The following is a 23,213-nucleotide window of genomic DNA, read 5'->3' as shown; positions in this document are numbered from 1 at the left end:
GACCCGCCCAAACCGGACTCGCGGCGTCGCCGCGCAGGTCGACCTGACACGATGTGCGCATGGCAGCGAACGAAGCGCGACAGGCCGGCGTGGCCGCGCTCGCCCGTGAGATCGAGGACTTCATGGCCGCGAGTGGCTGGGACCAGCCGCCGCAGCTGTTCGCGCTGGTGCCGACAGCGGCGCTGCTGGACGAGCAGCCGGAGCTGGCCGGGCAGCTCGACCGGGCGAACCCGCTGACCCCGGTGGCCCAGGAAGCGCTGCCGGAGGGCGACCTGGCCGAGGCGCTGGGCCGGATCGCCTGGCCGGACCTGGTCATCGGGTGCGCGCTGGCCCAGGAGATCATCGTGCTCCCGCCGGGCTCGGAGTCGGAGCTGCCGGACGTCGCCGAGGCGGACGCGGAGAGCCTGCGCCGCGCGGCCGCCGACCACCCGCAGCGGACGGAGGCCCGCCTGGTGGCCGCCGTCCTGCGCGACGGCGAAGGCGCCTGCGTGATGCGGCTGCGCGGCATCGGGACGGCCGAAGGAACGGACGAGTCGATCGACGAGATCGTGGAAAGCCCCGACCTGGCCCCGAACCTGGTCGAAGCGCTCAAAGCGACACTTCTTCCCTAGCAGGACGCGGTCGGGCGCCCCGCCTTGAGGTTGGCCAGCTGGGCGAGCGCGTCGTCCAGTGTGGACACCTTGATGAGGTTGAGCCCGGCGGGCGCGGCGGTCTTGGCTTCGGCGCAGTTGTGCTCCGGCACCAGGAAGTCGGTGGCGCCGGCCTCGCGGGCGCCGACGACCTTGAACGAGATCCCGCCGATCGGGTCGACCTCGCCGGTCTCGGTGATCTCGCCGGTGCCGGCGATGTGCCGCCCGCCCGCGAGGTCGCCGGGCTGCAGCCGGTCGATGATGGCGAGGGTGAACATCAGCCCGGCCGACGGGCCGCCGACGTCCTGCAGGGAGATGTTCACGGTGAACGGCGCGTCGGCGCGGTCGACCGCGGTGAGGCCGATGAAGCCCTCCTTGCGGTCGGGGCGCGAGGCGAGCGTGAGCGGCACTGTCCGCTCGGGCTGGCCGTCGGACTGGAAGGTGATCTGGACGGTCTGGCCGGGCTGGGTGCCGGTCAGCGCGGCCCGCACGTCCGCGGCCTCGACGATCTTCTTGCCGTTGACCGTGATCAGCCGGTCGCCCGGGGCGAGCACGTGGTCGGCCGGGCTGCCGGAGACGATCTGCTTGGCCAGCACCTTGATCGGGTAGCCGAGCTTGCGCAGGGCGGCGACCTGGGCGTTCGTCTGCGAGTCCTGCAGCTGCTGGATGTTCTCCTGCTTGACCTGCTCGTTCGTCTCGCCGGGCTTGAAGTACTCCTCGCGCGGCGCGAGCGCGAACCGGCCGCTGGCCCAGAAGCCGAGGCCCTGGAACAGGGTGACGCCGTCGTGCAGGGAGACGGTCGTCATCCGCAGCTCGCCGGTGGTCTGCTGGGTCTCGTGCCCGGTGACCTGGATGACCGGGTTGCCCGCCGCGTCGCGACCGAGCGTGTCGTAGGTGGGGCCGGGGCTGATCGCCACGAACGGCACCGGCACGACCGAGCCGAGCACCACGAAGATCAGGAACAGCGAGCCGCTGACCACCAGTGTCCAGCCGCGGCGGGTCATCCGCCGGGCCTCGCCGGCCGGCTCCGCCGCCGGTTCCGGGGCGCTCTTCGCGGGGGCGGTCTCCTCGGAGGACTTGGTCACGACCGACAGCGTACGGTGACCGCGTTCGCTTCCCGGTGAAGGCCACGCGCACGGGTCCGGTTGACGCGCTCGACGGCCGCCGACCCGCGTACGGTGGACACATGAGCAAACCCCCGTTCGGCTTCGGACCTTCCGATCCCGACAAACGAGGTGAGAACGACCCCTCGGAAGGCGGGCAGCAGTCCGGCGCCGAGGCCTTCAACCAGCTCGGGCAGATGCTGAGCCAGCTGGGCCAGATGCTCAGCCAGGCCGGCAGCTCCAGCGGGCCGGTGAACTACGACCTCGCCAAGCAGATCGCCCTGCAGACGCTGGGCAGTGCCGGCAACACCGGCGAGAGCAAGCTGGGCTTCCGCGGCGGCGACGACGCGAACGCGGCGGTGCGTGACGCGGCCCACCTGGCGGAGCTGTGGCTCGACGCGGCGACGGTGTTCCCGGCGGGTGCGACGTCGACGGTCGCGTGGTCGCCGCGCTCCTGGGTGGAGAAGACGCTCCCGACGTGGCAGCGGCTGTGCGACCCGGTGGCCCGGCGCGTCTCGGGCGCCTGGATGGAGGCACTGCCCGAGGAGGCCAAGCAGGCCGCGGGCCCGCTGCTGCAGATGATGGGGCAGATGGGCGGGATGGCCTTCGGCTCCCAGCTCGGCAACGCACTGGCGCAGCTCGCGCAGGAGATGCTGACGGCGTCCGAGATCGGCCTGCCGCTGGCCCCGGCCGGGACGTCGGCGCTGCTTCCGGCGAACATAGAGAAGTTCGCCGAGGGCCTGGAGCTGCCGAACAGCGAGATCCTGGTGTTCCTGGCCGCGCGCGAAGCCGCGCACCAGCGCCTGTTCACGCACGTGCCGTGGCTGCGGCAGCGGCTGCTGGCGACGGTCGAGGAGTTCGCCCACGGCATCACGGTCGACACGTCGGCGCTGGAGTCGCTGGCCGGCCGGATCGACCCGGCGAACCCGGCGAGCATCGAAGAGGCGATGTCGTCCGGGCTGCTGGAGCCCCAGACGACGGACGAGCAGAAGGCGGCGCTGAACCGCCTGGAGACGCTGCTCGCCCTGGTCGAGGGCTGGGTCGACGTGGTGGTGTCGGAAGCGGTCGGCGACCGGCTGCCGGGAGCGGACGCGCTGCGCGAGACGCTGCGCCGCCGAAGGGCGACGGGCGGCCCGGCGGAGCAGACGTTCGCCACGCTGGTGGGCCTGGAGCTGCGCCCCCGCCGGATGAGGGCGGCCTCGGCGCTGTGGAAGCTGGTGGGCGACCGCCACGGCCTGGAAAAGCGCGACGGCCTGTGGTCCCACCCGGACCTGATGCCGACGGCGGAGGACCTGGACGAACCGATCGACTTCGCCGACCGAGTGGGCACGACCGACTCGCTCGACGACCTCGACCCGATAGCCGAGCTGGAACGCACGGAGCGTTCAGAACGCGACTCACCCCCGGAAGACGACACCAAGAACTGAAGCAGCACCCAGAGCCGGGCGCCCCGCAACCGCGAGGCGCCCGTCTCCATCTCCACCCCGTGATGCCCCTCCAATCACAAGTGATGTCCCTCCAGTCACACGTGATGCCCCTCCGAGCACGCGAACCGACCCTCCAGGTACGCGAGTCAGCCCGTCGAGCCGCTCGAGCCGCACCGCACTGCGCGACTTCGCGGCGTACTGCAAACAGCGTGACACCGGCACGACGATCCGCGAGCTGCAGCGCCTGGAGTGGGAGCGGGTGGACGAGCACCTGCTGGAGGTCCGGGTTTCAGCGGACGCGTTCTGTCACTCGATGGTCCGCAGCCTGGTCGGCGTGCTCCTCCTGGTGGGCGACGGCCGCCGCACCGACGCCTGGCCCGGGAAAGTCCTTCAGAGCGGCATTCGCGACAGCGCGGTCGCCCCCGCCCACGGCCTCACCCTCACCGCCGTCGACTACCCACCGGACGCCGAACTCGCCGCCCGGGCGGAGCAGACCCGCAACGTCCGGACGCCGGGTAGCCGATCCCCGATGTCCTGAACGACTCGTTCAGGACGTCAGGCGCCATGAACGAGTCGTTCAGGACGTGCGTCAGTCGCCGCGGCGGACTGGGCCCAGGAGCTGCTGCTCCTGAGACGCGAAGCGACCGGGGTGGCCCGCACCAGCGGACCACCCCGGTCACCATCACCCGCTCAGTCCTCGAGGGAGATCCCCCACCCGGCGGCGGCCGACAGCCCTTCGAGGTACCCCATCGCCCGTTCGGTCTTCGGGTACCGCCGCACGAGCGCCCAGAACGCGGCGTCGTGGCCGGGCTCGCGCAGGTGTGCCAGCTCGTGCACCAGCACGTAGTCCAGCACCCACGGAGGGACCTTCCGCAGCCGGTCGCTGACCCGGATGGTCGCGTCGACCGGCGTGCAGGACGCCCACCGCGTGCGCATCGGCGGCACCCAGCGGACGCTCGCCGGCACCGCGGCGCCGTCCAGGTACTTGCCCGACAGCAGCGCGCAGCGCGTCAGCAGGGTTTCGTCCGACGTCTTCGGGGACGCCGGGCGACGGGGTTCGGAGCGCTGCAGTTTGCGCTCCATCTCGGCGACCCAGTGTTTCTCCTCCGCCCTGGTCATCCGCGCGGGGATGAGCACGACGAGCGTGTCGTCTTTCCAATACGCGGTGACCGTCCGGTGCCGGCGCTGGCTGCGCCGCACTTCGACCTTGTGTCCAGGTGTGTCCGACGGGGGGTTCGTCTCCCCCCGGCCTCTCAGTGAAGGCGTCCGTGCTTCGACCACCCGACCACGGTAAGGCCAGACACCGACAATCCCGAGTGCGTTGAGGTCACAGACCCGAGTTGTCCACAGCCGATCTCAGTTGTGGACAACTCGGCCGTTCCACGGCCTTCGCGGGCCTTCCCGTCGCCGCCGGATGCGATCCTGCGGGCATGTTCCTCTCCACCGCGGACATGCCTCCGGTGCTGCTGCCCACCCACCCCGCCCTGCTCCCGGGCCTGACGGTGCTGGACCGCGGCCCGCGCGAAATCCAGATCGGGCTCGACCCGCGCCACGGCGTGATCGTCGAAAACCTGCCCCCGAACCTCGTCCGGCAGGTGCGCGCGCTCGACGGCAGCCAGCCCGTCGAGCGGCTCCTGCTCGCCGAGAGCGAACACAGCGACCAGCTCCGGACGCTGCTGCGGCAGCTCACCGCCCTCGGCCTGGTCACCGACGCCGGACGGCCCGAAAGCCCGGGTCCGCGCGGTGAGACCGGATTCTGGTCGCTGCGCGCCCGGCACCACCAGGCAGCGTTGGCGGACCGGCGGCGCGCCGCCGCGGTCTCGGTGCACGGTGACGGCCGCCTGGCGGTCGCCACCGCCGTCCTGCTGGCCAACGCGGGCGTCGGGCACGTCGACCTGCGGGTGCCCGGCGTGGTGACCGAGCACGACCTCGGCTCGGGCTTCACCGACGCCGACGTCGGTCGGCCCCGGCGGGAGGCACTCGCCGCCCTGCTCCGGCGGGTCGGTCCCGAGGTCCGCGTCACGCGCCTGCACGACCGCCATCCGGATCTGGCCCTGCTCACCGACGCCGTCGTGCCCGCTCCCGAAGTCGTCGCCGACCTGGTGGACGACGGCGTCCCGCACCTGCTCGTGCGCGTCCGCGACGGGACGGGCATCGTAGGGCCGCTGGTCGTGCCGGGCCGCAGCTCGTGCCTGCGCTGCGCCGACCTGCACCGGACGGACCTCGACCCGTGCTGGCCGCGCGTCGCCGGGCAGCTCGCGGGCCGGCACCAGCGGCCCGACCTCGGCGCGGTCCACGCCTGCGCGTCGCTGGCCGTCGCCCAGGCCATGCGGCTGCTCTCGCCCGCCGAACGCCCGCCACCGGCGTGGAACGCCACCCTCGAAATCGACGCCTTCGACGGCCGCATCCGCCACCGCGGCTGGCCGCCGCATCCCCGCTGCGGCTGCGGCGCCCGGGCCGTACTCCAGGAGACGTAGGCCACCAAGACGCCGCGAGCAGGCTGCGCGCCGCCGAGGACGCAGGGCAGAATCGCCGGTGTGACCGACTTCCGCGACCCGGCCGATCGTGACACCGCGATGCCGCGCAAGGGTGCCGCCCGTACCGCCAAGCTCGCCAGTCTCCCGCTCGGCATCGCCGGCCGGGCGGTCGGCGGGTGGGGCAAGAGGCTCGCGGGCCAAAGCGCGGAGCAGGTGAGCGCGACGCTGTCGGCCAAGGCCGCCGAGCAGCTGTTCGAGGTGCTCGGCACGCTCAAGGGCGGGGCGATGAAGTTCGGCCAGGCGCTGAGCGTGTTCGAGGCGGCGGTGCCGGACGACATGGCGAAGCCGTACCGCGAAGCGCTGACGAAGCTGCAGGCCGCCGCGCCGCCGATGCCGGCCCGGCAGACCCACCGGGTGCTCGCCGAGCAGCTGGGCCGCACCTGGACCAGCCGGTTCGCGTCGTTCGACGACGAGCCGGCGGCGGCCGCGAGCATCGGCCAGGTGCACCGCGCGGTCTGGCACGACGGCCGCGAGGTCGCCGTCAAGGTGCAGTACCCGGGCGCCGACGAGGCGTTGCGCAGCGACCTCCGGCAGCTGCAGCGGTTCAGCAGGCTGTTCCAGGCGTTCGTGCCCGGCACCGAGGTCAAGCCGCTCCTCGCCGAGCTCGCGGAACGGATGAACGAGGAGCTCGACTACCAGGCCGAAGCCCAGAACCAGCGTGCCTTCGCGAAGGCCTTCGACGGCGACCCCGGCATCCTGGTGCCGCGGGTGGTGGCCAGCGCGCCGAAGGTCGTCGTCACCGAATGGGCGAACGGCATGCCCTTGTCGAAGGTGATCGCCGACGGCGACCGCGAGACCCGGAACCTCGCGGGCCGGCTGCTGGCGGAGTTCCACTACTCCTCCCCCGAACGCGTCCACCTGCTGCACTCGGACCCACACCCGGGCAACTTCATGATCACGGCCGACGACAGGCTGTGCGTCATCGACTTCGGCGGCGTCGCCCGGCTGCCCGAGGGCATCCCCCGCCACCTGGGCGAGATGACGCGGCTGGCCCTCGACGGCGAGTCCGCCGGGCTGATGCGCCTGCTGCGGGAGAACCGGTTCATCCGCCTCGACAGCGACCTGACCGCGGACGAGGTGCTGGCCTACCTCGCGCCCTTCACCGAGCCGCTGGCCGAGCCGACGTTCCACTTCACGCGCCGCTGGATGCAGAAGCAGGCGGGCCGGGTGGGCGACAGCCGCGGCAACGACTTCCGGGTCGGCCGGCTGCTCAACCTGCCGCCCGAGTACCTGATGATCCACCGGGTGACGGCGGGGTCCACGGGCATCCTCTGCCAGCTCGACGCGGAGATCCCGGCCCGCGGCATCGTGGAGCGCTGGCAGCCCGGTTTCGCCGGCTGAGTTGTCCACAGGCGGGGCCGCGAAGGGACGGTTTCCGCCGAGTTGTCCACAGCCTCGGGGGACGGGGTTCCACCCGGTTGGCCGAGCAGCCATGCTCGAACCATGACCGCTACTCAACGCACCGATCCACTGTCCCTCAGTAATCCCGGCACCTGCGAGGTGATGAGTCTCGAACAGCTGCGCAAGGCCGGGGTGTCCGACCGAAGAACCCGGCGGCTCTGCGGCCCCGGCGGGCCGTGGCGCCGCCTGCACCCCGGTGTCGTCCTGCTCCGCAACAGCACCCCGACCCGGCGGCAGCTGCTGCACGCCGCGCTCGGCCGGTACGGCGCGGAGGCGGTGATCACCGGCGCCGACGCACTGCAGGCGCACGGCGTGAAGTGCCCGGCCGACGGCGAGATCCAGCTGCTGGTGCCCGGCCACTGCCGGGTGGCTGCCTGCGCAGGCGTCCGCGTGGCACGCACGGCCCGGTTGCCCGGCCCGCTGGTGGTCGACGGGCTGCCGTTCGCGCCGCCGGCCCGGGCGACGCTCGACCTGGCCCGGTCGGCGGCCGACCCGGCCCGGATCCGGCACCTGCTGACGCTGCCGCTCTACTGGGGCCTGTGCGACCGGCGGGAGCTGCTGGCGGAGCTGGCCGACGGCCCGCAGCGCGGTACGGCGGCGGTCCGGAAGGTGCTCCGGACCATCGACGAGCGGCCGATCCAGGCCCACGGCCTGGCGACGCGCGTCCTCGACGTCGCCCGGCTCCCGCCGCCGGTCTGGGACGTCACGATCTGCGACCGGCGCGGCCGCCGCATCGGCGAGGCGGACGCGTGGTGGGACGAGATCGGGCTGGCCTGGCAGTACCGCTGCGGCCCGGGCCCCGGCGGCGGCTTCAGCCACCTCGCGCTGGCGGCCACGGGAATCGTCCTGGTGCGCTGCACGGTCCGGCAGCTGCGTCAGGTCCCCCGGGAGGTGGCGCTGGAGCTGGCCCGGGCGTTCGGCGAGGCATCACGGACACCCCGCCCGCGAGTCCGCGCGGTCCCGATGACGCCCATCGGCGACGCGGCCTGAGCACGACCGCAAAGGAGCATCGGATGATCACCAGTATTCGTCGGGCAGCTTGCCCTCGATGTCACGCACGTGCTGCCGCGCGCAGTCCGGGCACAGCCACCGAAGCGTGCCCCGTTCGCGGGTGGACACCCAGGCGAGCGCCGTAGCCGGGTCGTCGTTCGGGCCGCGGGTGCGGCCGCAGCGGGTACACGCCGGCGGCTCCGGGGCGCTCACCGCAACCGTCCACAGTGGAATGCCTTGGCGCCGAACAGGAAGAGATCGTCGCGGCGGCCGAGGAAGTCCGGGCTCCGCGGATCGGTGAGCGAGGCGAGCACGGCACGATCGTCGGCGTCGAGCCACTCCCCGGCCGAGTCGGCGAGCCAGCCGACGCGGTGCACGACGTACTCGCGCAGCAGGTTCGAGCCGGGCATCGGGTGGTCGATGAGCGTGCCGAACGACTCGACGTCCTCGAGCCCGGCTTCGCGGAGCGCGCGCGGCCAGCCGTAGGGCATGGCGACGCTGCCCGCGACCCGGGCCCGCATCCGTGCGAACCACTCGCCTCGCGCGGCGAGCAGCCGCTGTTCCAGCCCCGGCCGTCCGACCCCGAGATCCCAAGGGAGGCACCGTATTTCGAGTCCGCCTTCGGCGATGGCGAGCATTCCGCCCGGCCGCAGGAGGCCGGCGAGCGTGCGCAGCGCGGCCTGCTGATCACCGACGTGGTGCACGACGCCGGAAGCCCACCCGAGGTCGGCGCCGGGCACCTGCCGGGCCAGTTCCGGGTCGGCGAGGTCCGCGGCGATGCCCACGACCTCGACAGCACCGGCGGCCGCCTCGGTGACGGCCCGCTCCGCCTCGGCCAGCAGCTCCGGCGTGGCATCGACGAGCACCACGGTGCCCCCGCCGCGACGGGCCAGCTCGCGCGCGAAAAGCACGCTCATTCCCCCGGCCCCGCACCCGACGTCGACGATGGTGGGCCGTTCGGCCACGCCGGCGACGAGCCGCCGGGCGACGGGCGCCAGCGCCTCGGCGTCGAGGGCGTCGGCCATGCGCAGCTGGGCGAGGCGATCCGCCCAGTCGATGTCGTCATGGGTGTGTGCGGGCACCAGCCCATTCAACACCAGCCGCCTCGCCGCGGCCCGCCACCGACCAGCACGAAGGCCCCCGCCGCCCGAAGGCGGCAGGGGCCCTGCGCTCAGTCCTGGTTCTGGTACCGCTCCGCCCGTCGAGCGGCCCATCGGGCTACTCGCGTCCAGCGGCGTACCGCACGCGCGCTACCTCGGGCCCGCTGGGCGCGGATCCCCTCCTCCAGGTCCCGTATTCGAGCCCTGGACAGTTCTTCGTAAAGCAACATCTCGCTGATCTCCTCGATCTCGGTCTTCGTCAACTGCAGTTGCGGACAGATCCGCGCTTCGTAGTCCTTCGCGGTGACCGGTTCGACGCTCATGCGGCGGCGCTCCGGTGATCGCCGCCGGCCTTGGCCGCGGCGGGCTCGACGGCGGCGTTCTTGCGCGGACGGCCACGGGGCCGCTTGCGCGCGATCACGACACCGCGCTCGAAGATCTCGCCACCCCAGACGCCCCACGGCTCACGCCGGGCCAGCGCACCGGCCAGGCAGGCCTCGCGCACCGGGCAGTCGGCGCACTGCGCCTTGGCGCGCTCGAGCTCGGCCGGGGACTCCGCGAACCACAGGTCCGCGTCGCCGGAACGGCAGGGCAGCGCCACGTCGGGGACGGCGATCGGGTCGAGCAGGTCGGCGAATATTGCCTCACCCGAGGTGTAGGCGATGGCCGAAGACATGGGGGTTCCTCCTTGTGTCGTACGGGTTTTCGGTTGGGAGATGGAGCTGGGCAACGCTGGTTCCTCTTGGGTTGTGCAGCCAAAAACACGAAGGCCGCGGATCCGGGTTTTCCGGTTCCGCGGCCTTCGTGAGCCTCGTGTCCTGACTAGGTCAGGAACTTCGCTCCCGTATCGACAACGGAACACGGAACTGCTTGATGGTCGGCAGATCGGCCTGCGGGTACGCGGCGAGAACGCCCTGCGTCCCGAAGACGGCGACACCGGTGGCCCCACGCCGCTCGACGCGACGCATGCCACGGATCTCGTGCGCGCTCACGGACACACCGGTGCCCGGGCGCGAAGCGACCGCGGCTTCCGCGGCACAGGACAGACGGGTGCCCGGGTTCGTGAGCGTCACGTTGATGGTCATTTCACCGGCACCTCCTTCTGTACTCTGCACACACGGCCGCCGAGCGGCGCTGCAACGTGGATCCCCAGCCGAGCCCTTCGGGCTCGGTACTGGCAGGTTATTGCCCCCCACCACACCGGGGCAACTCAATTAACGGGAAAATCCTCGAAGTTACGAAGATCGCCCCTGAGCAGCGGGTTCGCCGCGTCGATCATGGCCGCGACGCGGTCAAGTCAGCATCGGCGCACGCCGGCCGCGCACGCGCCGACGCCGCCCGGGAAGCGTCCGCCCCGCAGGCTGCCCGAAAGGACGGCCCGATCGGGCACCGCGGACCGCCGCGCGACCCAGCGGCCGACCGCCGCGCGACCCACCCCGCACACGCAGACCATCCGGGCGCCGCGCGACGCCACCGACCGCCGTCAGGACTCCGCCGACGACCGGACCACGCCGAGGATCTCCGCTCCAAATCGTTCGAGCTTGGTCGCGCCGATCCCCGAGATCGACACCAGCGCTCCTTCATCCGCCGGGCGCTGCTCGGCGATCGCCATCAGCGTCGCGTCCGTGAACACCACGAACGCCGGCACCTTCAGCTCGCGGGCCCGGTCGCCGCGCCAGGACTTCAGGCGCTCCAGCAGGGCCTCGTCCACCGTGGACGGGCAGCGGCCGCAGCGGCCCAGCTTGATGTCGATCGTCTCCAGCAGCGGGCCGCCGCACACCCGGCAGCGCGTCTTGACCGGCGTCGACGGCTTCTGCTGTGACCGGGCCACCCTGGCGGCCGGGTGGTCCTCCGGGACCAGGCCGTAGAGGAACCGGCTGCGCCGCCGGTTGCGCCGCGCGCCCGGGGTGCGGGCCAGCGCCCACGACAGCCACAGGTGCTCGCGGGCCCGGGTGACGCCCACGTAGAACAGCCGCCGCTCCTCCTCGATCGCCGCCTCGTCGTCGCCGGCGTGCAGGATCGGCATCGTTCCCTCGGCCAAGCCCACCAGGAACACCGCGTCCCACTCCAGGCCCTTCGCCGCGTGCAGCGAGGCCAGCGTCACGCCCTCGACGGTCGGCGGGTGCTGGGCCGCCGCTCGCTGGTCGAGCTCGGCGCAGAAGCGCGGCAGGTCGGCGTCGGCAACCGTCGCAGCGAGCTCCTCGGCCAGTTCGACGATCGCCAGCAGCGCGTCCCACCGCTCCTTCGCCGCGCCGCCGGCGGGCGGCGACTCGGTGAGGCCGACCCGCGCGAGCACCGAACGCACCGTCGTGACCAGGTCGGAGCTGCCGTCGCCGCTCGCCGCGCGCAGCGCGGACATCGCCTGCCGGACCTCCGTCCGGTTGAAGAACCGCTCGCCGCCGCGGACGAGGTACGGGATGCCCGCCTCGGCCAGCGCCGACTCGTACGCCTCGGACTGCGCGTTCACCCGGTAGAGGATCGCGATCTCGCTCGCCGAGACGCCGCCGTCCAGCAGCTCGCGGACCCGCCGGGCGACGGCCTCGGCCTCGACCGCCTCGTCGTCGAACTCGGCGAAGCGGGGCTCCGGCCCCGGCGGCCGCTGGCCGATCAGCTTCAGCCGCGAACCCGCCGGACGCCCCCGCGCGGCGCCGATCACCCGGTTCGCCAGCGCGACGACCTCGGGGGTCGACCGGTAGTCACGCTCGAGCCGCACGACGGTGGCGTCCGGGTAGCGCCGCGTGAACTCGAGCAGCGGCCGCGGCGACGCGCCGCCGAAGGAGTAGATCGTCTGGTTGGCGTCGCCGACGACGGTCAGGTCGTCGCGGCCGCCGAGCCACGCGTCGAGCAGGCGTTGCTGCAGCGGCGTGACGTCCTGGTACTCGTCGACGACGAAGCAGCGGTAGCGGTCGCGGAACTCCTCGGCGACGGCGCCGTGCTCTTCGAGCACCGCCGTCGTGTGCAGCAGGAGGTCGTCGAAGTCGAGGACCTGCGCGGCGTTCTTCAGCTCTTCGTAGGTCCGGTAGACCTGGGCGACCTGCGCCGCCGGGGCCGGGATGTCGCGCTGGGCGCGGGCGGTGACGGCCGGGTAGTCGTCCGGGCTGACCAGCGACGCCTTCGCCCACTCGATCTCGCTCGCGAGGTCGCGCAGGACCTCGACCTCGGTGCCGAGCTTGGCGCGGTTCGCGGCCTGGCCGACGAACCGCAGCTTGTTCTCCAGCAGGTCCCACGGCCGGTCGCCGACCACGCGCGGCCAGAAGTACCGGAGCTGACGGCGGGCGGCGGCGTGGAACGTCAGCGCCTGGGCCGCGTCGACGCCGAGGCCGCGCAGCCGCGTCCGCATCTCCCCCGCGGCGCGCGTCGTGAACGTGACGGCGAGCACCTGACCGGCGGAAACGTGCCCGGACCGGACGAGGTGGGCGATCCGGTGGGTGATCGTGCGGGTCTTGCCCGTGCCGGCTCCGGCGAGCACGCAGACCGGCCCTCGCGGGGCGCTGGCGGCGGCGCGCTGCTCGGGGTCGAGGCCATCGAGCAGACGGTTCAGGCTCCTGGGTGAAAGTACGCCGGTCACGTCCGGCATCCTCGCAGAGGGGGACGGGGAATCGGGGCAGGGGCACGCGGCCGTATCCTGGTCATATGGCGGGACAGCAGGACAAGGAAGCGGCCAAGCAGGCCAAGAAGGAGAAGCGCGCGGCGAGCAAGGCACGCCGTGGCCAGCTCTTCGAGGCCTTCAAGATGCAGCGCAAGGAAGACCCGTGGCTCATCCCGTGGATGGCAGGCGCGATCGTCGTCGTCACCGGCGTCCTGTTCGGGATCGGGTTCTTCTTCAACGCCCAGTGGGTGCTGCTGCCGCTGGGCCTGGTCCTCGGCGGCCTGCTCGCCATGATCATCTTCGGCCGGCGCGTCCAGCGCACCGTCTACTCGAAGGCCGACGGCCAGCCCGGCGCCGCGGCGTGGGCGCTGGAGAACCTGCGCGGCCGCTGGAAGGTGACGCCGACCGTCGCGGCGACGACGCAGCTCGACGCGGTGCACCGGGTCCTCGGCGGCCCCGGCGTGGTGCTGGTCGCCGAAGGCGCGCCGCACCGCGTGAAGACCCTGCTCGCCCAGGAGAAGAAGCGCGTCTCCCGCCTGATCGGCGACACGCCGATCTACGACGTGATCATCGGGCACGACGAGAAGCAGATCCCGCTCAAGAAGCTCCAGGGCTACCTGATGAAGCTGCCGCGCAACCTCAAGCCGGCCCAGGTCGACGCCCTCGAGGCGAAGCTGGCCGCCCTCGGCAACCGCGGCGCGGCGCTGCCGAAGGGCCCGATGCCGGCCGGGGCGAAGATGCGCAACGTCCAGCGGACCATCCGCCGCCGCTGACCCCGCTCAGGGAAAAGGCCCCCGTCCGAACCCGGACGGGGGCCTTTTCGCTGCTCAGCGCATCCGGATGACCACGGTGCCGGTCAGCCGGTCGAGCCAGCTGCGGCCGTCCGCGTTGCGGACCGCCGCCGGGATGATGACGAACGTCAGCACCGCCCGGACCAGCGCCCGCGGCGGGCCGACCAGCGCGGCGCCGTCGAGGCGGGCGACGCGGATGCCGACGGCGGCCATGCCGGGCGTGAAGCCGAAGAAACCGGCGGAGATCACGGAGATGATCGCCCAGACGCCGCCGGACCAGAGGTTGAAGTTCTGCATCGCGACCGGGTCCTGCAGGTTCGGGTGCAGGAAGATGGCCGTGACGAGGGCCGCGACGACGAGGTCGACGATCAGCCCGAGCAGCCGCGCGCCCCCGCTCGCCGCCGAGCCGACGCCCGACTCGGGCAAACCGAACTTCTCGCCCGGCCAGCGCGAGCCGTGCTGATCAGTGCCCTGACCACCGTCGCCGGTGCCGGGCAGCCATTCACCGGTCCATCTCGCCACCCGTCTAGGGTATGCCGGTGGCGCGGAGCACATCCGACCTGGTCGGATACCCGATATCGACCACCCGTTAACACTGGCGAAACATACGGGTGACGGTCGGGCAACACCGCACTTTTAGCGTGAGCCGAAGAGAGCACTGCCGTACGAGCTCGAACGAGAAGGAGTCACCGAGGGTGCCCACTACTCCAGACGACATTCAGCGCCTCATCGCCGACCAGAACGTCGAGGTCGTCGATGTCAGGTTCTGCGACCTGCCCGGCGTGATGCAGCACTTCACGGTCCCCGCGACAGCGTTCGACAACGACGCCATCGACGAGGGACTCGCGTTCGACGGCTCCTCGGTGCGTGGTTTCCAGTCGATCCACGAGTCCGACATGCTGCTGCTGCCGGACCTCGACACGGCGCGGATCGACCCGTTCCGCAAGGCGAAGACGTTGTCGATCAACTTCTTCGTGCACGACCCCTTCACCCGTGAGGCGTACAGCCGCGACCCGCGCAACATCGCGCGCAAGGCCGAGCAGTACATCGCGGAGTACGGCGTCGCCGACAACGTCTACTTCGGCCCCGAAGCCGAGTTCTACATCTTCGACTCGGTCCGCTTCGACTCCGCCGAGCACGCCTCCTTCCACGAGATCGACTCGATCGAGGGCTGGTGGAACACCGGCGCCGACGAGGACGGCGGCAACCAGGCCTACAAGACGAAGTTCAAGGGCGGCTACTTCCCGGTCCCGCCGGTCGACCACTTCGCCGACCTGCGCGACGACATCGTCCGCAACCTGACGAACTCCGGTTTCACCATCGAGCGCGCGCACCACGAGGTGGGCACCGCCGGGCAGACCGAGATCAACTACAAGTTCAACACGCTGCTGCACGCCGCGGACGACCTGCAGCTGTTCAAGTACATCGTGAAGAACACGGTGTTCGCGCAGGGCAAGACCGCGACGTTCATGCCGAAGCCGCTCGCCGGCGACAACGGCTCGGGCATGCACTGCCACCAGTCGCTGTGGAAGGACGGCCAGCCGCTGTTCCACGACGAGTCGGGCTACGCCGGCCTGTCGGACACCGCGCGCCACTACATCGGCGGCCTGCTCAAGCACGCGCCGAGCCTGCTGGCCTTCACGAACCCGACGGTGAACTCCTACCACCGCCTGGTCCCGGGCTTCGAGGCCCCGGTTTCGCTGGTCTACTCGCAGCGCAACCGCTCGGCGTGCGTCCGTATCCCGATCACGGGCAACAACCCGAAGGCGAAGCGCGCCGAGTTCCGCTGCCCGGACTCGTCGGGCAACCCGTACCTGGCGTTCTCGGCGATGATGATGGCCGGCCTCGACGGCATCAAGAACAAGATCGAGCCGCCGGACCCGATCGACAAGGACCTCTACGAGCTCCCGCCGGAAGAGGCCAAGAACGTCAAGCTGGTCCCGGGCGACCTGGGCACGGTGCTCGACACCCTCGAGGCCGACCACGACTACCTCCTCGAGGGCGGCGTGTTCACGCCGGACGTGATCGAGACGTGGATCTCGTACAAGCGCGAAAACGAGATCGACCCGCTGCGCCTGCGCCCGCACCCGTACGAGTTCGCCCTGTACTACGACGTGTGATCGAACCGGCCGTCACCGGGTGACGGCCCACCGGACACGGGACGGCAGCCGAGGGGAATACCCCGGCCGCCGTCCCGCTCCTTTATGCGCGGCCCGCGTAGATGAGGTCGCGCACCTGCAGTGATGTGCTGTCCGGCTCGATCTCCAGCTCCTCCTGGAGCACCGCTTCGAGTTGCTCGAAGACGCGCAGCGCCTCCGCACGGCGTCCCGAGCGGTTCAGCGCGATCATGCGCTGGCGGTGGAATCCCTCGTGCAACGGATTCCTCTTGCACAGCAGCGCCAGCTCCTCCAGGCACTTCGCGTGCCATCCCAGCCTGAGCTCCGCCTGCAGGCACTGCTCGAGCGCGTACAACCGCGACTCCCGCAGCCGGAGCACCTCGGCGTCGAGCGTCTCCGTCAACGCCACGTCGGCGATCGGCTCGCCTCGCCACTCCGCCAGGCCCTCCCGGATCAGCCGCGTCCCTGCCGCGAGCGACCCCTCCTTCAGCGCCGCGAGTCCCGTGCGGACGCGCTCGCGGTAGCGGCCTAGGTCGGTGGCTCCCGGCTCGACCGCCAGCACGTAGGACGCCCCCTGCGTGACCACGATGTCGCGTGCCTCCAGCCGTGACCTCGACGGCAGGGTCGCTTCGAGGGTCCGGCGCAGCGTGGTGATGTAGGTGTGCAGGGTGCCCCGCGCGGAGTTCGGCGGGTGCCCTTCCCAGAGCCCGTCGATCAGCGAGCTGACCGACGTCGCCGCGTTCGCGTTGAACGCCAGCATCGCGACCAGCTGCTTCATCTTCGTCGGCGTCGGCGTGATGTCCTCGGTACCGCAGCCGAGCCGGAGCGGGCCGAGCAGCCGGAGCTCGATCCTGGCGGTCGTTCGCGGGGTTTCGATGGTCGCCGTCATCGCGCACCGCCTTCCGGCCAGATCCGGGCGGCGGCCGCCAGCATCGTCTCCAGCTTGCGCCACTGGTCGTCCTCGGTGAGCCGGTTACCCTGCAGCACCGACGCGAACCCGCACTGCGGGCTGATCGCCAGCCGCTCCACGGGCAGCCAGCCGGTCGCCTCCTCGACGCGGCGCTCGATGTCTTCCACGCTCTCCTGCTCCGGCACCTTCGACGAGATCACGCCCAGGACCGCCACCTTGCCTTCCGGCACGAACCGCAGGGGCGCGAACGAGCCGGCGCGCTCGGTGTCGTACTCCAGCAGCAGCCGCTGGTGGTTCAGCCCGGTGAACAGCCGCTCGGCGATCTCGTCGTAGTGGCCTTCCCGGTGCCAGCGGCTTTCGCGGTTGCCCCGGCAGATGTGGATGCCGAAGGTGACGTCCGGGAAGCCCGCGATCACCGCGTTGTCGGCTTCGATCGCGCGTTCCAGCTTCGCCCGCGGGTCGATGCCCTTCGCCCGCATCGCCGCCACCGCTCGATCGTCCACATAGGACGTGTAGGACGGGCCGTCGATGTGGATGTACCGGCAGCCTTCGGCGACCAGGCCCTCGACCACCCGGCGCTGCACGCGGACGACGTCGGCCAGGAACTCCTCCTCGTCCGCGTAGAACTCACGCGAACCCTGCGCGTCGAACCCTTCCACGACCCGATCCGGGTTGAGCAGGGTGACGCTCGCCGGGAGACCGGTCAGCTCCCGCACGTGCCAGTACTCGAACAACGGCCGGTTGTTCAGCAGCCGCAGGCGCGAGCCGACCGGGCGCCGCACCTCCTGCGAAGGGTCGGCGCGGCGGCCGGTGCCCGGCTCGTCCGCCGGCGCGCCCGACCGCGCGGGGAGCACCGCGCCGCCCGAAGGCACGCCGTAGGCGTCTCCGACGATGCCGTGCAGGCCCGTCGTGAACGCCGCGAGCTCGTCGATCCACGCTTCCAGCCCGGCGACCCCCGAGAAGCTCTCCATGAAGGTCAGCCGCCGCAGCTCGCCGTCGGTCGCGAACGGGAGGCCCAGCGCCTCCTGCCGCTTGACCACCCCGGCGATCGCGGCGTCCGCCTCCCGGCTGAGCTCGGCCGCCGAGATGTCGCCGCGGGAGCGCGCTTCGAAGGCCAGCTTCAGCTTCTCGGGCCGGAGCAGGCTGCCCACCGTGTCGACCCGCAAGCGGGCGAAGTCCGTCGTCATGTCTTTCACCCCCGTGATCGGCCGGCGGCCACCGGCGCCCCGTCGCGCCGGTGGGTGGCTGAGGCGGCGCCGACGAACTCGTCGTGGACGGCCGCCAGCGCCCGGTCTAGGTGGCCGCTGCGGCAGAGCACGGAGATCCGGCCGCCGGTCACCTCCAGGTCGTCGACCGGCACCGCGGCCAGCCGCAGCGCCCCGAGCAACCGCTGCGGCTGGGCGAGGTCACGGCCGATGCCCCGGCGCACCACCGAAATCCGGCCGAGCGGCGCCGGGCCCCACAGCGCCTCGCGGCCGCCGAGCACCTGACGCACGCGCGCCGCGGCGACGTGGGGCACGACGAACGAGACACCGGTGCAGCACGACGGGATGTCGACCCGGCCGTAGCGCACCATGATCGGCTCGACCGACTCGACCGCGAGCCCGGCCATCAGCCGCGCCACCTCGTCCGGGGCGATGTCTTCGACGTAACAGGACAGCAGCGGGTCCTGGTGCGCGATCCCGGTGACCTCGTGGTCCTCGGTCTCCCCGGCCGGCGTGCCGGGCCGGCGCCCGACCCAGCTGCCGACGCCGTCCCCGCCCGCGCTGTACAGCATCCGTACGGCGACTTCGTGCCGCCACGCGTATTCCACGGCCGGGAGCGCGAGCACCCGCGCACCGCACGCGGCGAGCTCGGCCATCTCCGGGTAGGGCACCACCGGGATCCGGACCGCGCCCGGCACCCGCCGTGGATCGGCGGTGAAGACCCCGTCGACGTCGCTGCAGATCTCGCAGGAGTCGGCGCCGAGCGCGGCGGCCAGCGCTACCGCGGTGGTGTCCGAACCGCCGCGGCCCAGCGTCGTCCGGTCGCCCGTGGTGCGCGACCGGCCCTGGAACCCGGCGACGACCGGGACGCGACCGGCGGCCAGCTCCGCCTTCAGCCGTGCCGGTTCGACGCCGATCACGGTGGCGCGGCCGTGACTGTCATCGGTGACGACGCCCGCCTCGTCGCCGGTGAGCGACCGCGCCGGGACACCGAGGTGCCCGAGCGCGATCGCCAGCGCGGCCGCGGAGACGCACTCGCCGGTGCTGACGAGCGCGTCGAGCTCACGCGCCGCCGGGTCGTCGGACAGCTGGTTCGCCAGCGACAGCAGCGAGTCGGTGGTGCCGCCCATCGCCGACACCACCGCGACCACTTCGTCGCCGGCCTCGCGGCTGCGCCGGACGTGCTCGGCGACCCGCTTGACCTTGTCCACGTCGGCGACCGAGGTGCCGCCGTGTTTCTGCACGATCAACGCCATCTTCGTCTCCCCAGGCCGGGTGCGGCCTCACTGTTCGTGGAGGAACTCGCGGATCGGGTAACCGACGTGCCGCTGGTCGCTCAGCGTGTGCCCGAGCACCGTGTCGCCGGGGCGCAGCTCGGTGATGTTGCGGACGCCACCGTCGGCGTCCAGCGCCCGCACGTGCCAGTCGTCCTGCGCGATCAGGTCCACCATCTGGCCGTTCGCGGCCCGTGCCTGGATGCGCAGCAGCGGACGGGTCTCCATCTTGATCCGGCCGACGACGATCCGGCGCGCCCGCCCTTCGGTGGTGACCGCGAGGATCTCCGAGCCCGAGTGCAGCTCGGCGAGGTAGCGCGTGCGGTTGTTCGGCGTGAGCGTGTAGGAGTGCAACGCCGCCGCGTTGACCCGGAACGGCCGGGTGGCCATGTACGGCAGCGGGTGCGTCTCGCTGCTGACGAGGATCATCCCGGTGGCGTAGGAGCCGACGAGGATGCCTTCGTTCTGCTGCATGTGCGAGCAGGTGTCGATGCAGACGCGGTCGCCGAGGCCCAGGTGCGTCAGCTCGACGACCTCCAGCTGCTGCAGCGCGAGCTTGCTGTCGCCGCCGTGGCAGATCTTCACGAGCTCGGTCGCCTCACCGACGGCGCTCGGTGCCAGCAGCACGCCCTCGGAGCCGCGCTCCAGCACGCCGAAGGTCACCGCGGCGTCGGCGATGTCCTCGACGACGGTGATGAGGTTGCCCGGCGCCTTGTCGGCGGCGGCCAGCAGGATCTCCAGCGGGATCTTGCTGGGGTCCTGCTGGAACTCGACCAGCGTCCAGTCCGCCTCGGCCGCCCAGCGGCAGGCGATGGAAAGCGTTTCCTCGCCGGTCACGGTGACCATCACGCCGGTCTCGACGGCCGTGGACTCCGGCGTGATCTGCCCGGCCAGGCGGTAGTCGACGATCAGCACGTCGACCGCGGCGGCCAGGTCCGGCACCGACGCCTTGGGCGTGTCCAGCGTGACGAGACCGATCTTGCGGACGGTCGGCGGCAGATCGGCGACGAGCGCCGGGTCGTCGCAGAGGAACCCGGCGACCCCGGCGTGCACGGACTCCTCGATCACCGGGCGGGCCAGGTCGCCGAGCCGGCGCGTGTCGATCCAAGCGAGCTTCATCCCTTGCTCCTTCACGGAATTCGGTGGACAACGTCGGCGATCCGGCGGATGGTCTGCCGCGGATCGGCGGAGAGGAAGGCGTTGCGGCCCATCGCGACGCCGCGGGCGCCGGAGGACATGACGCCGGCGATCATTTCGGCCAGCTTGTCGTCGTCGCCGATGGCGGCGCCCCCGGCGGCGAGGACGGGGATGGGGCAGCCCGCCACGATTTCGGCCATGGTGTCGGGGGACCCGGTGTAGGGCACCTTCACCAGGTCGGCCCCCAGGTCGGCGGCGAGGCTGGCCGCGTGCGCGACCAGCGCGGGGTCGAGCGGGTCGGGCACCCCGGGGCCACGGGGGTAGACCATCGCGAGCAGCGGCAGGCCGAACCGGCCGCACTCGCCCGCCACCCGGCCGAGGTCCGCCAGTTGCGCGGCTTCGGTGCGGGAGCCCATGTTGACGTGCACGCTGACCGCGTCGGCGCCGAGCCGCGCGGCCTCTTCCACGTCGGTGAACAACGTCCGCTCGTGGACGTCGGCGGCGAAGCGGGTGGCGCCGTTCAGGTGGACCACCAGCGCCAGCCCGCCGAGCGCTTCCGGGGTCAGGAACCGGACGCGCCCCTTGTGCACGATCACCCCGTCGGCCCCCGCCGCGCCGGCGAGCGCGACGAACCCGGCGAGCCCGCCGGGCAGGTCCAGCGGGCCGTCGGCGACGGAATGGTCCAACGGAACGAGAAAGCAGTTCTGCGATCCAGGCCGCGACATCCGCCGGGCCCGCAGGCGTTTGCCCGAGTAATCCGTGTCGAGCACCATGACGTCCCCTTCCGGCGGCCATGAGCTGCTTGCCCCAGCGACGTTAAGCGGCCCGGCCGAGCGTTGTCAAGATATTTGACAACGCCCACATGACTTGTAATATGCAGAAGTCACAGGCAGTCAATAACGCTTTCGGCCGAGAGAGGATGCGGACCGATGAATCAGCACCCGCGGAATCAGTGGTATGTGGCGGCGTGGCGGCACGAGGTAGGTCGCCGGCTCCTGGCGAGGACGATCTGTGACGAACCGGTGCTGCTCTACCGCACCCGGGACGGGCGGGCGGTCGCGCTCGCCGACCGGTGCGTGCACCGCAGGCTGCCGCTGTCGCTCGGCAAGCTGGTCGACGACGACGTCGAGTGCGGCTACCACGGCTTCACCTACGACTGCACCGGTACCTGCGTCTCCGTGCCCGGCCAGGACCGGATCCCCCGCACCGCGCGGGTCGCCGCCTACCCGCTGGAAGAGCGGGACGGGCTGGTGTGGGTGTGGATCGGCGACGCCGGCGCGGCGGACCCGGCGGCGATCCCCGCCTGCACGTGGCTGGACGACCCCGGCTGGGTGGCGGTCGGCGAAGTCACCCACTCGCCGTTCCGCACCGGCCTGCTGCTGGACAACCTCATGGACCTGTCGCACGAGACCTACCTGCACGCCGGCCTGATCGGCACGCCCGAGGTCGCGGCCACGCCGATCACCTGGCACGTCGAGCCGGACCGGCCGGTGGTGCGCGTGTCGCGCCACATGTCCGGCGCGCAGTGCCCGCCGTTCTACTCCGAGACCACCGGCATGCCGAGCCCGGTCGACCGCTGGCAGGACATCGAATACACCGCGCCCACGCTGTGGGTGAACCACGCCCGGATCGCGCCGGCCGGCGTCGAGCCCGGCCCGGACGGGTCCGACCCGCGTGCCGCGCACGCCAAGATCATCCACCTGCTCACCCCGGAGACGGCCACGTCGTGCTGGGACTTCTGGGCCGTGGCCAGGGATTTCGCGCTGACCGACCAGGGCGTCAGCGACTTCCTGCTCAAGATGAACACCGAAGTCGTCCAGCAGGACCTCGACGCGCTCACCGAGCTGGAGAAGGTCGTCGCCCGGGAGCCGGCGGACGCCCAGGAGCTCAGCATCGGCATCGACGGCGGCGGCCTCGCCGCCCGCGAGGTGTACGCCAAGCTCGTCGCCGGCGGCTGAGCGTGCACCCGCCGACGTTCGAGGCCGTCGTCGCCTCCCGCACGGAGCTCGCGGACGGCGTCGTGGGGTTCGACCTCCTGCCTGCCGGCGGCGGGGAACTGCCGCCCTGGACGCCGGGGGCGCACATCGACGTCGCCCTCGGCGGCTTGATCCGCCAGTACTCGCTGTGCTCGTCCCCCATCGAGCGCGCGTACTGGCGGATCGCCGTACTCCACGAACCGGCCGGCCGGGGCGGATCCCGCTACCTGCACGAAAAAGCCCGCGTCGGCACGGTGCTGCGGGTCACCGGCCCGCGCAACCGGTTCCCCCTCGTCGACGCTCCCGGGTACCTGTTCGTGGCGGGCGGCATCGGCATCACCCCGCTGCTGCCGATGGTGCACGAGGTCGCCGCCCGCGGTGTCCCCTGGCGCCTGGTCTACGGAGGCCGTACGCGGGCTTCGATGGCGTTCACCGGCGAGCTCGCGCGCCACGGTGAACACGTGGAATTCCTGCCACAGGACGAATCCGGGCCGTTGCCGGTGGCGCGGCTCGTCGCCTCCGCCGCCGGTCAGGCGGTGTACTGCTGCGGGCCTTCGGGCCTGCTGGACGCCGTGCGCGCGCACTGCGCGGGTTCGGCGGTGGCGAGCGTGCACACCGAGGCGTTCACCGGCGCGGACCCGGTCGAGGGCGCGGAATTCGACGTCGTGCTGGAGCGGTCCGGGCTCACGCTCACCGTGCCGCCCGGCGTTTCGGTGCTCGAAGCGGTCCGCGCGGCCGGTGTGGGGGTGTTGTCCTCGTGCGAGCAGGGAACGTGCGGCACCTGCGAGACCGTGGTGCTGCACGGCCGTCCGGAACACCACGACAGCCTGCTCAGCGAGGCCGAACGGGAAACCGGGGACGTGATGATGATCTGCGTGTCCCGTTCGGCGGGCCCCAAGCTCGTGCTGGACCTGTGAACGCTCCGGCGGCGGGGCCCCGGGCCCCCCGGGCCCCCCCCCGCACCCCCCCGGGGGGCAGCCCCCCCCCCCCAGCCCGGGGGCCGGGGGGTACCCCCCCCCCACCCCCC

At 72.1% G+C, this 23,213-nt stretch carries 23 protein-coding genes and 1 pseudogene; 10 read left to right on the top strand and 14 right to left on the bottom strand.

Translation table 11 applies throughout. From position 1 onward, the window contains the following. The first annotated feature begins 59 nt into the window (after window positions 1-59). Window positions 60-611 (top strand): PPA1309 family protein, encoded by a 552-nt coding sequence (locus tag AB0G28_RS16260; protein ID WP_361088933.1) that lies wholly within the window; start codon window positions 60-62, stop codon window positions 609-611. On the opposite strand, the gene AB0G28_RS16255 is transcribed toward AB0G28_RS16260, so the two are convergent. Continuing rightward, entirely contained in the window at window positions 608-1,714 is a 1,107-nt protein-coding gene (locus AB0G28_RS16255; protein WP_361088931.1) for a PDZ domain-containing protein, read from the bottom strand. The genes AB0G28_RS16260 and AB0G28_RS16255 overlap by 4 nt on opposite strands. 101 nt (window positions 1,715-1,815) lie before the next feature. Here AB0G28_RS16255 and AB0G28_RS16250 point away from each other — a divergent pair, with 101 nt between their 5' ends. Both AB0G28_RS16250 and AB0G28_RS16245 read left to right on the top strand, forming a co-directional pair. Next, the gene (locus AB0G28_RS16250) at window positions 1,816-3,159 is read left to right on the top strand and encodes a zinc-dependent metalloprotease (RefSeq protein WP_361088929.1); all 1,344 of its coding nucleotides are present in this window, start codon (window positions 1,816-1,818) and stop codon (window positions 3,157-3,159) included. A gap of 178 nt (window positions 3,160-3,337) precedes the next feature. Continuing rightward, window positions 3,338-3,697 (top strand): annotated as a pseudogene (locus tag AB0G28_RS16245) (tRNA pseudouridine synthase A); the annotation flags it as partial. 152 nt (window positions 3,698-3,849) lie between these two features. Here the strand turns inward: AB0G28_RS16245 and AB0G28_RS16240 are convergent. Next, entirely contained in the window at window positions 3,850-4,359 is a 510-nt protein-coding gene (locus AB0G28_RS16240; protein ID WP_361088927.1) for a M48 family metallopeptidase, read from the bottom strand. 230 nt (window positions 4,360-4,589) lie between these two features. On the opposite strand from AB0G28_RS16240, the gene AB0G28_RS16235 reads away from it, so the two are divergent. The 3 genes from AB0G28_RS16235 (at window position 4,590) to AB0G28_RS16225 (ending at window position 8,087) form a co-directional block, all read left to right on the top strand. Continuing rightward, a complete protein-coding gene (locus AB0G28_RS16235; RefSeq protein ID WP_361088925.1) occupies window positions 4,590-5,636 on the top strand; it encodes a ThiF family adenylyltransferase in 1,047 nt (348 codons plus the stop codon). A 60-nt stretch (window positions 5,637-5,696) separates the two neighbouring features. Then, entirely contained in the window at window positions 5,697-7,037 is a 1,341-nt protein-coding gene (locus AB0G28_RS16230) for an AarF/ABC1/UbiB kinase family protein (protein ID WP_361088923.1), read from the top strand. Window positions 7,038-7,199: 162 nt separating this feature from the next. Continuing rightward, on the top strand, window positions 7,200-8,087 hold the full coding sequence (locus tag AB0G28_RS16225; RefSeq protein ID WP_361089197.1) for a hypothetical protein: 888 nt from the start codon (window positions 7,200-7,202) through the stop codon (window positions 8,085-8,087). Between the two features lie 27 nt (window positions 8,088-8,114). Here the strand turns inward: AB0G28_RS16225 and AB0G28_RS16220 are convergent, their stop codons facing one another. From AB0G28_RS16220 to AB0G28_RS16195, 6 genes are all read right to left on the bottom strand, one after another. Then, window positions 8,115-8,300: a hypothetical protein gene (locus tag AB0G28_RS16220; protein WP_361088921.1), complete on the bottom strand. Its 186-nt coding sequence runs from the start codon at window positions 8,298-8,300 to the stop codon at window positions 8,115-8,117. Then, window positions 8,297-9,169: a class I SAM-dependent methyltransferase gene (locus AB0G28_RS16215; protein WP_361088919.1), complete on the bottom strand. Its 873-nt coding sequence runs from the start codon at window positions 9,167-9,169 to the stop codon at window positions 8,297-8,299. Before AB0G28_RS16215 ends, AB0G28_RS16220 begins: the two co-directional genes overlap by 4 nt. A gap of 89 nt (window positions 9,170-9,258) precedes the next feature. Continuing rightward, entirely contained in the window at window positions 9,259-9,510 is a 252-nt protein-coding gene (locus AB0G28_RS16210; protein WP_361088917.1) for a hypothetical protein, read from the bottom strand. Next, window positions 9,507-9,863: a WhiB family transcriptional regulator gene (locus tag AB0G28_RS16205; protein ID WP_361088915.1), complete on the bottom strand. Its 357-nt coding sequence runs from the start codon at window positions 9,861-9,863 to the stop codon at window positions 9,507-9,509. The genes AB0G28_RS16210 and AB0G28_RS16205 overlap by 4 nt, the downstream gene beginning before the upstream one ends. Before the next feature lie 151 nt (window positions 9,864-10,014). After that, complete coding sequence (locus AB0G28_RS16200) at window positions 10,015-10,272, bottom strand: hypothetical protein (RefSeq protein WP_361088913.1); 258 nt, start codon at window positions 10,270-10,272, stop codon at window positions 10,015-10,017. 398 nt (window positions 10,273-10,670) lie between these two features. Then, a complete protein-coding gene (locus AB0G28_RS16195) occupies window positions 10,671-12,764 on the bottom strand; it encodes an ATP-dependent DNA helicase UvrD2 (protein WP_361088911.1) in 2,094 nt (697 codons plus the stop codon). Window positions 12,765-12,820: 56 nt separating this feature from the next. Between AB0G28_RS16195 and AB0G28_RS16190 the strand changes: the two genes are divergently transcribed. Next, window positions 12,821-13,549, top strand: coding sequence for a DUF4191 domain-containing protein (locus AB0G28_RS16190; RefSeq protein WP_361088910.1), 729 nt, complete (start codon window positions 12,821-12,823; stop codon window positions 13,547-13,549). 54 nt (window positions 13,550-13,603) lie between these two features. Here AB0G28_RS16190 and AB0G28_RS16185 read toward each other — a convergent pair whose 3' ends face one another. After that, window positions 13,604-13,993, bottom strand: coding sequence for an RDD family protein (locus tag AB0G28_RS16185; protein ID WP_361089195.1), 390 nt, complete (start codon window positions 13,991-13,993; stop codon window positions 13,604-13,606). A gap of 269 nt (window positions 13,994-14,262) precedes the next feature. Between AB0G28_RS16185 and glnA the strand changes: the two genes are divergently transcribed. Continuing rightward, complete coding sequence (gene glnA / locus AB0G28_RS16180; RefSeq protein WP_361088907.1) at window positions 14,263-15,687, top strand: type I glutamate--ammonia ligase; 1,425 nt, start codon at window positions 14,263-14,265, stop codon at window positions 15,685-15,687. Between the two features lie 82 nt (window positions 15,688-15,769). Here the strand turns inward: glnA and AB0G28_RS16175 are convergent, their stop codons facing one another. Genes AB0G28_RS16175 through AB0G28_RS16155 form a run of 5 tightly spaced genes read right to left on the bottom strand, consistent with a single transcriptional unit; the run spans window position 15,770 to window position 20,983 of the window. Then, on the bottom strand, window positions 15,770-16,573 hold the full coding sequence (locus AB0G28_RS16175) for an AfsR/SARP family transcriptional regulator (protein ID WP_361088906.1): 804 nt from the start codon (window positions 16,571-16,573) through the stop codon (window positions 15,770-15,772). Then, window positions 16,570-17,781: a cobalamin-independent methionine synthase II family protein gene (locus AB0G28_RS16170; RefSeq protein ID WP_361088904.1), complete on the bottom strand. Its 1,212-nt coding sequence runs from the start codon at window positions 17,779-17,781 to the stop codon at window positions 16,570-16,572. Before AB0G28_RS16170 ends, AB0G28_RS16175 begins: the two co-directional genes overlap by 4 nt. 5 nt (window positions 17,782-17,786) lie before the next feature. After that, window positions 17,787-19,055, bottom strand: coding sequence for an aspartate kinase (locus tag AB0G28_RS16165; protein ID WP_361088902.1), 1,269 nt, complete (start codon window positions 19,053-19,055; stop codon window positions 17,787-17,789). 27 nt (window positions 19,056-19,082) lie between these two features. Then, window positions 19,083-20,192 carry a 3-dehydroquinate synthase II family protein gene (locus AB0G28_RS16160; RefSeq protein ID WP_361088900.1) on the bottom strand — a complete coding sequence of 370 codons (1,110 nt, stop codon included), beginning with the start codon at window positions 20,190-20,192 and terminating at the stop codon, window positions 19,083-19,085. An 11-nt stretch (window positions 20,193-20,203) separates the two neighbouring features. Beyond that, window positions 20,204-20,983 carry a 2-amino-3,7-dideoxy-D-threo-hept-6-ulosonate synthase gene (locus tag AB0G28_RS16155; protein WP_361088898.1) on the bottom strand — a complete coding sequence of 260 codons (780 nt, stop codon included), beginning with the start codon at window positions 20,981-20,983 and terminating at the stop codon, window positions 20,204-20,206. 156 nt (window positions 20,984-21,139) lie between these two features. On the opposite strand from AB0G28_RS16155, the gene AB0G28_RS16150 reads away from it, so the two are divergent. Continuing rightward, window positions 21,140-22,168, top strand: coding sequence for an aromatic ring-hydroxylating dioxygenase subunit alpha (locus AB0G28_RS16150; protein ID WP_361088896.1), 1,029 nt, complete (start codon window positions 21,140-21,142; stop codon window positions 22,166-22,168). A gap of 2 nt (window positions 22,169-22,170) precedes the next feature. Then, complete coding sequence (locus AB0G28_RS16145; RefSeq protein ID WP_361088894.1) at window positions 22,171-23,103, top strand: PDR/VanB family oxidoreductase; 933 nt, start codon at window positions 22,171-22,173, stop codon at window positions 23,101-23,103. Window positions 23,104-23,213 lie beyond the last annotated feature (110 nt).

It is taken from the genome of Amycolatopsis sp. NPDC021455 (assembly GCF_040640995.1).
Classification (GTDB): domain Bacteria; phylum Actinomycetota; class Actinomycetes; order Mycobacteriales; family Pseudonocardiaceae; genus Amycolatopsis.
This window is presented reverse-complemented; position numbering and strand designations above follow the sequence as displayed.